This is a genomic window from Psychromonas aquimarina ATCC BAA-1526 (genome assembly GCF_000428725.1).
GTDB classification, from domain to species: domain Bacteria; phylum Pseudomonadota; class Gammaproteobacteria; order Enterobacterales; family Psychromonadaceae; genus Psychromonas; species Psychromonas aquimarina.
Genome location: NZ_AUAM01000025.1, coordinates 41154 through 53309, shown reverse-complemented (window position 1 = coordinate 53309; position 12156 = coordinate 41154). Strand labels below are relative to the sequence as shown.

Here is a 12156-nt window from a genome sequence, read left to right as displayed (position 1 = left end):
TTATTTAATTGATTTTTGTCCAGCGGCCTTTATCCAGACGTAAGGCGTAGCGCAGTGTACCGATCAGTCCGGCGATATGTCCGCCGACTAGGTAGGCAAGTAATTTACTGATCTTATTACTTTGTTGTGGTTTGTATAAAAGTTCCCATGATGCCAGCAGATAAGTAAACAGCTGCAGACCTGCCAGAGCAGTAAAAAGCAGATAATCTGCCGCCAGCAGCAGACTGCCCAGCAGCGTGCTGATCATTAAAAACGGCATTAAAACCCGCAGTCCTTTTCCGGAAATAAAAGCAAATGCCACGCCGCCGTAACGCGGCAGAAACAGCTGTTTTAATCTCAGCAGCTGCTGAAAATTACCGGCCGCGATACGACGGCGGCGAAGATGATCCTGACTGCTGTTAGATTTCTCTAACTCCAGCGCATTGATGCTGTTTTCATAATCTGCGCGGTAACCTGCTGCCACGATTTTCATCGGTAAGATAAAATCATCATTGATAGTGTCGGACGCTAACGGCTCAAATAAGGCGCGTCGGAAAAGGTAGAAAGCGCCGTGTGCACCAAGCGTCGAGCCCAGTGCCGCTTCGCTGGCTTTTATACGGCTTTGATAATTCCAGTAAGCGGCCTCTCCAGCTGAACCGGGGGAGAGCAGGTGGTAACGGCCGTTAAGCACGCCTATATCGGGATCTTTGAAGCGCTGTGCTGCAATCAGCAGAGAATCAATAGAGAGCAGGGCAGATGTATCACTTAATGCAATTAACTCACTGTCGAGAGCGGTTATCAGCTCATTAAGCAGTGCAACTTTGCCGCGGTTGGTTTTGAAATTAACTATTTTTATCCTCAGGTGAGCGCACTCCGGCTCTTTAACGGCTGCTGATGCAACTGTAAAAGTATTATCGCTGCAGCCGTCACAGCCGATGATTATCTGTAGATGACCGCTTGGATAATCGAGTGCGGCCAGGTTACGGATTTTCTCTGCAATCCACAGCTCTTCGTTATAAGCCGGTATCACAATCGCGATTGAAGGCAGATCACCGTCTTTCGGCGAATTTGTATAATGACGCTGGCAGGTTTGCTGTGTGTGTTTCGGCTGCTGTTTGTGAAAGGCGCGTAATATCAGCGGGTATCCGAAGTGATGATAGATAACTAATAAACCGCTGCACAGGGTGATGCTGATCAGAGTGATATCATTCATAGCATTCTCCTGAAGTGACCAATGGTCCGCGTAATCCTGCATAGGATCTGGCCATTAGCCGCACATCGCCGTGCTGTTTAACATATGCGCGAGGTTTGTTATTACTGGGGTTATGGAGCATCTGCAGCAGTGTTTCAGCCATGGAGGTGCAGTCATCGGCCGCTATAAACTGGCTGCTGTCCGGGCAGAGTGTTTCTTTTGCGCCGCCGACATCGGTGACTAAAGCCGCAATATTGCAGGACTGTGCTTCCAGTGGAGAAAGCGGCAGTCCTTCGTTTAATGAAGGCAGGCAGAACAGATCTAATGCCTGATAAAAGGTCGGCATATTATCAATATGGCCAAGGAAATGGACGCGGTTATTAAGTCTAAGCAGATTAACTAAGGTCCGCAGCGCGGTTTCTGTACTGCCGCTGCCGGCGAGAGCAAGATGAACCGTCACGGGAAGTTTACTTAGTGCATGAATAAGCACACTTTGTCCTTTCACTTTTTCCATCCGTCCGCTGCAGCCGATCAGTTGTACATCTGATGGTAAGTTAAAAAAAGCTCTGGCCATTATTTTATTGCCGGGTGTGAAATATTCACTGTCAATGCCGTTGCGGATAATGGTTATCTTATTCTTATATTGCAGAAAAGTTCTCATATTATCAGCCACGGTTTGTGCGTCGGCGACCAGTATCGGACGTATAAGGCTAACTGCACGGCGCTGCACCAAACGGCGTCTGCTGTTATTAAGATGCCAGGCATCATGCTCGGTGTGAATAAGATGTTTAATACCTGCCAAACGTGCGGCTAGGCCCGCATATAAAAGCGGGCCGATATGATGAGTGTGTACGGCATCTGCTCCTGTTTTTTTGATTATACGCAGAAGTTTCAGGAGCAGGGCGGGTCTTAATCCGGGCTGTTTATTAAGAAAGATTAACTGTTCGCTGAAGGGTTTTAACCTCGGCCATGCGGCGACCGCGCTGTGCAGATCACCTTCGAGGCTGATAATGATTGTTTTTTCGTCTGCTTGTGCAAAGGCCGCTAGGTCCAGGGCGATAATCTCGATGCCGCCGGGACGCAGGTGCTGCACAACTTGTATAACTGTTTTCATAAAGCATCTCCTGAGGTTAGTGTGATATAGGGAATGCGGCTTAACACCGGAACGCCGCTCAGCGCTTCCAGGTGATCACGTCTGCGTAATGTGCTGTCACAGACTTCCTGGATAACTGCCAGCCCGCATCCCAGGAATACCCCGCCTAGCAGACCGCTGATAATAAATAGAATTAATGGTTTATTAGAAGGTGAGCTGGGAGTGAAGGGACGATCAATCACCTTAACGCGTTTATCACGTTCAAAAACACCTAACGATGCGGTGATACTGGCCTTTTCATAGCGCAGCAAAATGTCGTCATAGAGATTCCGTTTTACGGCGAGATCGCGTTCAAGTTTAGATAACAGGCTGGCATTGGCGCCGTATCCTGACATCTGCTCTTGTAACTCATTAATCATTGTCTTCAGACTGTTAATCTCTTCACGCAGTGCGTCGACTTTACTGCTGGTCTGCTGCATGCTTTCAAGCTGGAAAATTAACAGCGGCTGTTTTTTAGGATCACTGCTCAGCTGGTAATTACTGCCGACAGCCCAGAGCTTTTCGATACTTAAATTTTCATCTGTGCTGCCGAGCAGGTTTTGTCTCTCTTCTTCCAGACGCTTGAGATTTTTCAGTGCACCGACCACTAGACTGTGCTGGTCGGTGTAACGGGCTCTAAGTAAGACCAGTTCGCCCTGCAGTCGAATTATTTTCTGCTCGATAAGCCCCACAACCGGGTTGGTTTTTGACAGCTGCTGATTTATCCCGCCCAGACTGCGGCTGGCGCCGGCCAATTCTGCCTGTCGTTCAGAAAGCCGCTGTTTCATCTGCGCCAGACGGGTAATATTGGTGAGGTGCAGTTCAGGTAATTCCGATGCGTACCTGTCTTTAAACTCGGCCATTGCTGATTCAGCTTTGTCTAGTTCCATTTGACGGCTGTGCAGATGCTCGGATAAAAAATTACTTGAATCTGTCATGGATGAACGTTCGGGAGCTAGAACCTGTTCAACAAACTGTTTACTGACCGATTCAAGCATCTCCTTCATACCCGCAGGATTATTTGCTTTGTAGTCAATGCGGATAAGATCTTTACCTAGCATGACAATGGTCAGTGCTGCGGAGAGCTGGTTTATGACTTGATCATGTCTTTCTGCTGTTGTGCGGCTGTTAACTAAACCGCGCTCCTGCGCAACCGCACCTAAAATATGACGGCTATGAAGCAGTATTTTCAGAGAGTTAATACGCTCATTGAGCATTGAGGATACCGCCAGATCTTCTAAAAACGGGTTTAGTTTGGCTGTTTCCTGGATCAGCATGCTGGTATGAGATGCATAATTTTTTGGACTCAATATGCTGATTAACACAGCAAAAACAGGCAGTATTAAGATCGGTATCAGTATGGTGTAACGTCTGCGCCACGTGCCTGCCAGTATAATGTAAAGTCGATGCTGTAAACTGTTCATAATGCTTCCAGCCATTTTGAAACTTCGGCGGCGCGTGCCTCCCAGCTTTTATTGACCACTTTACTGCGTAAAACATCAGGAAAAAAGGCAAGATCGTGAAGGTGTTCACTGGCCGATAAGGCTTCAACCATTGCGTCACTGTTATTGGCTGTCTGTACCAAACCGCGGTAAGGCTCGATCGCCGGAAATGAGGTGCAGATAATCGGGCTGCCGGCAGCCAGGTACTCAGTTAACTTAAGCGGATTACATGCTTGAATCTGTGCATTATCAAGAAACGGCAGTAACGAAGCGGTCCAGTGCTGGCTGTAGGACGGGAGCTGTTGATGGGGGCGTTCACCTAAAAAGCAGACATTCTCAAAACAGTTTATTCTACTGACATCAACAACCACTTTACCGATAAACACAAAGTGCCAGTGGGGCATTCTTTTTATGGTGTTACGCAGCAGTTCGATATTTAACCACTTGGAAATGCTGCCGTAAAAACCTGCAATATTACGGCCGTCATCGGGCAGATCTTTAGCGCGTGCCGCCGGAGTTGAAAACAGTGAATAATCAACACCGTGAGTGAGCAGATGTGTACGGGATACTGGAAAACTATATTGCAGGTGCCTGCTGGCCGCTAGAATCAGATCGGCTTTGCCGCGCAGTTCATTTTCACGTTTAACGACGGTATCGTGATCAACACCGGCCAGTCCGGAAAAATCATCGCCGCAGTAGTAAACCAGTGCGGATTCATTTAAATGACCCGCTAGATCAACCGCAGTCGGTAGAGAGGTCCAAAGTATCGGTGAGTTTAACCCGGCTTTTTTAATCACAGGTTTAATCTGCGCAAGTAGAAGCCGCACTGCTATATATCGTGCAGCACGGCAGCGCGGAGCCGGCAGTGTGCGCGGGTTAATAATATGAAAATCTTTGCCGCTGCTTCTTTCTGCCGGATCGAGGCTGTTTTTATCGACCTTAGATGCGCTTAATTTATGCCACAGGCGTTTTATATCATGCAGGTTAAATGTAGGGCGGCGTAAACCAATGGAATTAACCCAGACAATCTTACGGGTTTTAGACAGCTGTTTTATCAGGTGCTGAGTACTGCTTGGCAGTCCTCCCCAGTCTTCAGCAAATACAATCAGATCGTGAGTCATTTTATTTATCCTCCAGGTCGGCCGTCTCTGGCAGATTAATAGCGCGGATCACGCGGGCAGGAATACCGCCGGCCAGTACCAGCGGAGGAAGGTCATGTGTTACTACACTGCCGGCCGCCACAATGCAGCCGTGACCGATACGCACTCCCGCCATTACAGATACGCCGGTTGCCAGCCAGACATCTTGTTCGAGAATGATATCTCCAGCCTGATTATCCTTTTCCGGCAGACCCTGAGCACGTGCCAGCGGATCAACAGGGTGGCCGGGGTAGCCCGCTAATAATGCTCGACCAGCAATACGTACGTTGCTGCCGATTTCCACTCGAGAGCCTACCGCAATGGTGGTCATCCAGCCGATATCAACATTATTGCCAACCACTAAAACAGGAGTCGTCTGCGCGCAGCTTCGTCCGCTGAAAGTGGACTGCCCTGAAACTCGGCAGTTATCTCCAAGGCTGATATGCAGCGGGCCGCTGATATAGGGCAGTCCGCCGTAAAGATTAAGGTTAGAGCCGACGTTTTGTAAACGTCCTTTTAGTAACGGTGTCCAGCACAGGATGCGCATTAGTGTTGACAGCAGTGTGCGCAGGAGCAGGTACAAAGAATAAAAGACACTAAGTACAAATTTTGGAGCAGGCAGCTCAAAATAGAGCAGTTTTTTAAGCTGTGTAAAGATGATTTTTGCCAGTGGATGCCGGCTGGTTTTTAGCCACTGCTTAGTCTGGTTTAGTGTGAATGTTTTCATAAATTAGCACTCCGCAGTTTTTAAATTCTTAAATAAAAATTGCTCTGTATCAGTGCTGTTGCAGAGATCAAGCCAAGTTTTTATTTTGAGTAAAATCAATTGCTTAGATGATTTTGAGGTGTTTTTGAAGAGTGCGCTTTAAGATGATTTGCAAAGTGCATTCGCAATTTGCGAATTGCTGTTAATTAACAGAAGCTGTTTCCGGAAGATTGTTATCACACCACTGTGCCACTGCAACGATCAGTGCCGCTAGAATATAAATAGGCCAGGTAAAACCCTGTGTTAAGAAGGTGGCTGAAACAATTGTTCCCACCAGACCTGCAAATACTGCCTGTGCGGCCGAATGTACAGCAGGATTTACCTGATTTAAGTTTTGTTCAATTCTATTAAGGCTGCGCCTTGCTGTTTTAATCAGCAGAGTCATGGTGATAATAAATATCAGCAGACCAAGAAAACCTGTCTCTGCAAGTACGCCGAACCAGGTGCTGTGCACCGCGTGATTAAGGCCGTCCCAGTGCGGACTGTAGTAATAATAATTTGAGTAAAAATTATTAATGCCTACACCGCTGAGCGGATTGTGCAGCGCCATACCGAATGCAGCTTCCCAAGCATATAAACGGCCCATAGCCGAGGCGTCTATACCTGCTTCGGCCGCGCCGCCTGATGCGCGCCCTGAAATACCGGCAAAGATAAAAAGTGCGCCGGCTCCAATTAAAATCAGGGTGATAAACAGTATTTTGGAGTGAATGCGCCGGTAGCCGTAGACTGCGAAGATAGCTATCATGCCGAGCAGACCGCCGCGGCTTTGGGTGGCGAGAATAGCAAAAAACAGGATCAGCACACTGCCCCCCCCTAACAGTTTTGTCCAGTGTCCGACGTTTGCGGTCATTATTAAGCTGCCGGCAAATGCCACGGGAAACATCAGCACCAGCGCAAGATCGTTAGGATCGCCCAGTACCGATCCGATATCCCGTCCGATTGTGACACGCGTTCCTTCTACTAACCCTACGGCATTAAACTGGTTGGAAAGTGCGACTAGACCGACCAGCATGCCGAAAAAGGTGATCAGCCGCGAGGCTAAAGCAAAGTCTTTTTCACTGCGGGAAAGCCAGGCAATTGCAAAGGTCATAATCATTATTTTCCAGTAAATCCCTTTAAAGTATTCGATAGCGACAGGGCGGCTGCTTGCCAGTATTACCCCGACCACAACCAGAGTAAAAAAAACACTGATAAGAGTCAGTTCCGGACGCCAGTAGATATCTACCTTACGGGTTAAGCCGACATGCCATAACAATGCGCCAAGTGAGGCCATTGATAACAATAACGGTATTTTGAAATTGTAGATTTGCGGGAATACCTCATGAATACGGAAAAATGAGAAAATAACAAATAACAGCACAAAAAAGAAAGGTAAACGCAGTATGATTAAAACAGCAAGCGGCACAAGTCCGATAACGATCATAATCAAGGGGTTTGGTATAAACCGCCATGCCATGCTGATCAGCAGACAAACTGCCAGACACACGCACAGCGGCAGTACTGTCAGTCTGCTCTGGTTAGTACGCTCCGGGCTCATTGTTCTGTTACTTTTGTGAAGAAGCTGATCGGCAGATTTATTAATTTCAGCTGCTGTGCGCTCAGCAGCAGGCTTGCGGCCGCTGTCAGCAGAACTACAATTAACTGCCAGAAAGAACTTATCTGTGAACCGATAAGCAGCCAGAGCATACTGATACTACTGAGCACCAGCAGCGGACGGACCGGGTAGCTAAGTGGTAAAAAATATTGACTGGTTTTATAAAAGAGCAGCAGACGGATAAACTGCGCTGATAGAAGAGAAAAAATAATTCCCCATACTTGATATTGAGGAGTTAACCAGAGCATGCCGCTGATGCCTGTAACGGCGCCAGCTAAATTTATCAGCAGCTGACTGCTGGTGGTATCGCCGCTGAAACATCCGATATTAAACAGCTCTGCCAGCTCTTTTAACAGCATAACCAGCACTAAAGCAACAGCATATTTTCCTGCCGTCTGATAGCTTTGCGGCAGCAGGGCGCTGATTAATGCAGGGGCAAGTAAACCGACTACAACAGCTGTGAGCAGAGCTAGACTGGTACCCATTGCAATAAAATCAGCAGCTTTCTGCCTGCCGTTAGTTTCATTGAGGACCTCAAATCTGCGCGGCGACCACCACATACCGAACGGCTGGAATATCAGTACGGCTGCCAGAGCAAATTTGGCGGCAATGCCGAATTCAGCGACATCGGCTAAGGAAGCATGATCGGCTAAAATCCAGCGGTCCAGTCCGTTCAAAGAAAAGGCGACCAGGCCGCTGCCGACTATCGGCAGGCTGTATAAAAATGAGCGTCTGCCGGTCTGCACACTGAAACTCAACCCCGTATTTCGGATCTGCACATAACTAAGTACAAATGTTTGTACAGCGGCGGCTGCCAGTCCTGCTTCTAAAATGCCCGCCACACCTCTGTCTGAATAGAGTAATACAACAACCAGAAGCGCCTGAAGCAGTGCACGGCCGGTGGTGGTAAAGAAAAAACTAACTGCTTTGTTGTTCATACGCAGCCAGCCTAACGGAACTGCAATACAGCCTTCTAACGCCAGCACTGATAATACTAAGCGCAGTTCATAAACCGCTGCATTGCCCGGTATCCAGGCTGCGATAGAAGGTGCTGCAGACCATCCGAAAATAAACGCAGTTAACGCTATTATCAGGGTTAAGCTGAAAATTTCAGATGCTATATGCCGTTTCTGACGCTCTGTCTGTGCCGTGCCTGCAAAACGAAATAGAGTATCTTCCAGTCCCATGCCGACCAGAATGCTGCCGATAACTGCGATTGTGCTGATCACTTCAAGGCGGCCGAACTCCTGAGCTGATATTTGATTAGCAACAAAGGGCAGTACCAGCAGCGAAACACCTTTCATTAAGGCAATGCTGGCGCCGTAGATAATGCTCTGTTTTATGCCGTTATTAAGCCGCATTTTCATAGTCTTGATCTCCGAATCCGGCCTTTTATATCTGTCTCTGAGTCTATTTGTTCAATGCTTTCTTTAATGCCGGCGTACTGTTTTCCGGCACGGTAATCCTGTGCTATTTCTGATGCGCGCCTGCCCAGCTCAATAACTTGTCTCATATTTCGGCTGAGCATTAACAGTTTATCCTTGAGATCCTCAGGATCATCAGCCTGATACTTTATACAGTCGCTATTGTTATTTAATGTCTGGTCCCAATATGCCCCGTCGGCGGGTATTAATATACAATGTCCGGCCGCCATCGCTTCGAGAATTGACAGACCAAAGGGTTCATTTCTGCTGGTGGAGACAAAGATATTTGCACTGGCCCGCAGCTGATCAATATTGACTGGATTTTCATACCAGTCGACATGCTGCATAACAATAGGGGCTTGACTGACCGGCAGCTGAGTGCCCAAAGGTTTGATATAACAGATATGAGTAAGCGGGCGAATATCCGGGGCGATTTGAGCTAATGCATCAAGCAGTGTTTCCAGTCCTTTCCACTTTAAAAGCGATGCCGCCCAGAAAATAACCGGATATTGAGACTGGCAGGCTGTCGGCCAGCTCTGATCACAGAGACCATTGCGCAGTAAATAAAAATGATCCGGCATCTCTGCCTGCGTCGGGTCTATGGACGACAGGGCCTTTTGTAATGAAACGCGGCTGCTGCCTAGATAATGAACCTGATCGGCGGCATTCAGGCATCGTGCAATGGTACGGGAACGCGCAACGGGGCCATGAATAAGCTGAATAATTTTCATATTCTGCAGCGGCTTGAGCAGATAAAGCGCCAGATCAACCCCCGGACCCGAGGCGCCCAGAGCAATATCAAAAGACCCGAAACGCAAACGTGTAACCAGCAGGTTCAGGGCAATAAAAGCGTGACGAAAAAAGTAGCTCAAACCCTGCTCTTTTTCAGCAAGCCACTTTGGTTCGTATAAACGTACACGTTTTAAAGCAGAGTATTTCCATGAATGTTTGTCTGCTGTCAGCACGGTAATGCGCATCTGTTTAGTATCAAGCTGACGCAGTATGCTTTCAGTTGCAGTTTTAGAGCCGCCGCAAAATGCTGTGGGATCGATAACGATAAGGTGGCGTTTATCTGTCATAAATTAACCCTCTTTTGATAAATCGTTTGTATCCGTTACTTAAAGAGATATAGACAGATTCGTTTTTATACCAGGGTGGATAGACGGCAGGTGTTTCGATTAGTTTGTCGTACAGCAGTGCAAACTGTCTGCTGTTTTTCTCTATGGTGAAGTTATCTAATACATGCTGCCGGCCGGCTTTTCCCATTGCTCTGCTCAGTGTCGGATCGAGATAAAGATTATGTACTGCATCAGCAAGTGCGTTAACATCTTCTGCGGGTACTAACAGTCCTGTGGTGCCGTTGACAACAGCATCGGCAATACCTCCTGTTTCAGGCCCGACCACGGCAAGTCCGGCAAGACTAGCTTCTGTAAATACCAGTCCGAACGCTTCTTCTCTGGCCGCCGAGACAAACAGATCCGCACTGCCGCGCAGTATGCCGATAACATTATCCTGTTCACCGAGCATAGTTACCCGCTGCTGCAGGCCGAGCTGCTGAATCAGCTGACTTAGATTATGGGCCTCGGGGCCCTGACCGATTACAAGAAGATGAACCGGTACCTGTTTTTCTATTAATTTAACAACTGCTTTAATAATCAGATCCATCCCTTTACGGCGGATCAGAGAGCCGACGGCGGCCAGAACAAAATCACCGGCACTTATTTTTAAAGAATCACGAAGATTAATGATTTTCTGATCCAGCAGCCGCTGCGTATCAATGCCGTTGGCAATCACAGCGGTACGGGTGGTCGGCATCTTATCTGTAAGTAAAGGTCCGATAACATAACGGCTGACACCAACCGCCATGGTGACCTGATAGAGGCCAAGCGTCAGTCGGTCGCGCAGCTGGTAAACTGAGTGCATATGGCATAATAATGGAATGCCGCACCAGCGGGCCGCAAAATTAAGCCACTGGCAGGGAGCCGCGCTGTTTGCGTGGAGCAGTTTGATATCGTGCCGCTCTATTAGTTTTACGGCCTGCTTGATCAGGCCGACAAAAGCCGGCAGATGGAAGTGCGGGCTGTGCCAGCCGAATAGTAAAGGGAAGTCTGAACGGTAAACTTTGATGCCGAGAGCTTTTGCCTGATCTGCCATTACCTGCTGATTACACCATAGAACCGCTGTGAATCTGCTTTTATCAAGATGCTTAATAAGATCCAGCAGGCAGCGTTCACTGCCGCGTATCCAGTTATCGCCGTAATGGGTAAAGAGAATCGTATCTGGTTTCTGGTTTATTTTAAGTTTATGCATGCTTATTAAACTCTTATTAGTGAATCGGTATACGGAATACTGCAAGAGCTGAACCAGATTAATTAACCACATGTAATTTAAAGGAATAATGCTTTAAAAGAAGAAAAACGGTACGGACTGGAGGTGCTTTTATGCAGGTTATTATTATCCTGCATTGCAGATTGCGATTTTTTTATGGAATGGTCTGCCTCAAAGAGTCAAAGTGATATGTCGATAACTTTTACACTGTTTTCTGGTGCTGCATTTTTCAATTTTTTAACTATTTGATATCTCTAATAATGCTGCTTTAGGCACATTAAATGCACCTACAAAAGATGTGGGTAATGGGGTTCAGAACCATTATGCGGCTGGTTTTAAAAAGGAGGTAAACATTATGTCTCTGCAAGATAAAAGCGCTAAGAAGTCTATTTTTAAAGTTTTTTTCCCCGTACTGCTGCTCTTTAGCGGGTTGTTCTCTTCTATAACAAATGCCTACGTAATTGAATGGCTGCCGGGCACAGACAGTACCCATGATCATATCGCTTCCCATCATGATGCTGACGGTTTCTCAAGTTATGTTTCACCTGCATATAATTATTCACCTGATCTGAATATGTTCAGAATGGATAACGGGTCAATGACGCTAACTGTTACCGGAGGCCCGGAGGCAAGCTACAGGTCTGAAAACCTCATTTCTCAGATGCTGGCGGATTTTCAAATTCACAAGTCAAATCCTTCGGAATTACCAGTAACTGAAGCGCAGCTTATGGTCGGGGCAAATATTCATCTTACTGCGTTTCCTGCCGTTGAGGGCAGTAGAGACGCTGTTTCTGCAGTTGCGATGGCTAGTGTGCGGAACACGGGGCTAGTGGTGCATCAATATGATTATCTAGACGGCTATATTGATGACGGCCTTGATATTAGCGGCTTCCTTTTTGGTTCAGATAAGGAATTACTTGCTGTAGATACGACATACACATTTGAATTAGTTACTTTTGAAATAGTAAGCCGAATATGGGATGGACATACAGCGAGATACGGGACTTCCACATTTGATTCAGCCTGGGCACAGCTCAGTGTACCGGAGCCTTCTTCTCTTCCCCTAATGGTGCTGGCTTTAGCTGCTGTTGTATTGTCTGGTCGACGTAGAATCTGCCTTAAGAAAACAGGATAACCTGGAACAATGTGAATATTCTGCC

At 47.3% G+C, this 12156-nt stretch carries 10 protein-coding genes; 1 reads left to right on the top strand and 9 read right to left on the bottom strand.

Annotated features, from left to right (window positions below):
* Positions 1-4: 4 nt before the first annotated feature.
* The 9 genes from G337_RS0110925 to G337_RS26055 form a co-directional block, all read right to left on the bottom strand.
* Complete coding sequence (locus tag G337_RS0110925; protein WP_028863920.1) at positions 5-1192, bottom strand: glycosyltransferase family 2 protein; 1188 nt, start codon at positions 1190-1192, stop codon at positions 5-7.
* Positions 1185-2285 carry a glycosyltransferase gene (locus G337_RS26060; protein ID WP_037027337.1) on the bottom strand — a complete coding sequence of 367 codons (1101 nt, stop codon included), beginning with the start codon at positions 2283-2285 and terminating at the stop codon, positions 1185-1187. The genes G337_RS0110925 and G337_RS26060 overlap by 8 nt, the downstream gene beginning before the upstream one ends.
* On the bottom strand, positions 2282-3727 hold the full coding sequence (locus tag G337_RS0110915) for a GumC family protein (RefSeq protein ID WP_028863919.1): 1446 nt from the start codon (positions 3725-3727) through the stop codon (positions 2282-2284). Before G337_RS0110915 ends, G337_RS26060 begins: the two co-directional genes overlap by 4 nt.
* Positions 3724-4866, bottom strand: a complete 1143-nt coding sequence (locus tag G337_RS0110910) for a glycosyltransferase (protein WP_028863918.1) — start codon at positions 4864-4866, stop codon at positions 3724-3726. Before G337_RS0110910 ends, G337_RS0110915 begins: the two co-directional genes overlap by 4 nt.
* 1 nt (position 4867) lies before the next feature.
* Complete coding sequence (locus G337_RS0110905; RefSeq protein WP_028863917.1) at positions 4868-5611, bottom strand: acyltransferase; 744 nt, start codon at positions 5609-5611, stop codon at positions 4868-4870.
* A 181-nt stretch (positions 5612-5792) separates the two neighbouring features.
* A complete protein-coding gene (locus G337_RS0110900) occupies positions 5793-7187 on the bottom strand; it encodes an O-antigen ligase family protein (RefSeq protein WP_028863916.1) in 1395 nt (464 codons plus the stop codon).
* Positions 7184-8611, bottom strand: a complete 1428-nt coding sequence (locus tag G337_RS0110895) for a lipopolysaccharide biosynthesis protein (protein WP_028863915.1) — start codon at positions 8609-8611, stop codon at positions 7184-7186. The genes G337_RS0110900 and G337_RS0110895 overlap by 4 nt, the downstream gene beginning before the upstream one ends.
* Positions 8608-9747: a glycosyltransferase family 4 protein gene (locus G337_RS0110890; RefSeq protein ID WP_028863914.1), complete on the bottom strand. Its 1140-nt coding sequence runs from the start codon at positions 9745-9747 to the stop codon at positions 8608-8610. The genes G337_RS0110895 and G337_RS0110890 overlap by 4 nt, the downstream gene beginning before the upstream one ends.
* Positions 9737-10978: a glycosyltransferase family 4 protein gene (locus G337_RS26055; RefSeq protein WP_051303160.1), complete on the bottom strand. Its 1242-nt coding sequence runs from the start codon at positions 10976-10978 to the stop codon at positions 9737-9739. Before G337_RS26055 ends, G337_RS0110890 begins: the two co-directional genes overlap by 11 nt.
* Positions 10979-11351: 373 nt before the next feature.
* Here G337_RS26055 and G337_RS0110880 point away from each other — a divergent pair, with 373 nt between their 5' ends.
* On the top strand, positions 11352-12131 hold the full coding sequence (locus G337_RS0110880; RefSeq protein WP_028863913.1) for a PEP-CTERM sorting domain-containing protein: 780 nt from the start codon (positions 11352-11354) through the stop codon (positions 12129-12131).
* Positions 12132-12156: the final 25 nt, after the last annotated feature.

Coding starts and splice junctions, on each gene's coding strand:
- G337_RS0110925 (WP_028863920.1), bottom strand. CDS start 1,192: ATGAATGATATCACTCTGATCAGCATCACCCTGTGCAGCGGTTTATTA.
- G337_RS26060 (WP_037027337.1), bottom strand. CDS start 2,285: ATGAAAACAGTTATACAAGTTGTGCAGCACCTGCGTCCCGGCGGCATC.
- G337_RS0110915 (WP_028863919.1), bottom strand. CDS start 3,727: ATGAACAGTTTACAGCATCGACTTTACATTATACTGGCAGGCACGTGG.
- G337_RS0110910 (WP_028863918.1), bottom strand. CDS start 4,866: ATGACTCACGATCTGATTGTATTTGCTGAAGACTGGGGAGGACTGCCA.
- G337_RS0110905 (WP_028863917.1), bottom strand. CDS start 5,611: ATGAAAACATTCACACTAAACCAGACTAAGCAGTGGCTAAAAACCAGC.
- G337_RS0110900 (WP_028863916.1), bottom strand. CDS start 7,187: ATGAGCCCGGAGCGTACTAACCAGAGCAGACTGACAGTACTGCCGCTG.
- G337_RS0110895 (WP_028863915.1), bottom strand. CDS start 8,611: ATGAAAATGCGGCTTAATAACGGCATAAAACAGAGCATTATCTACGGC.
- G337_RS0110890 (WP_028863914.1), bottom strand. CDS start 9,747: ATGACAGATAAACGCCACCTTATCGTTATCGATCCCACAGCATTTTGC.
- G337_RS26055 (WP_051303160.1), bottom strand. CDS start 10,978: ATGCATAAACTTAAAATAAACCAGAAACCAGATACGATTCTCTTTACC.
- G337_RS0110880 (WP_028863913.1), top strand. CDS start 11,352: ATGTCTCTGCAAGATAAAAGCGCTAAGAAGTCTATTTTTAAAGTTTTT.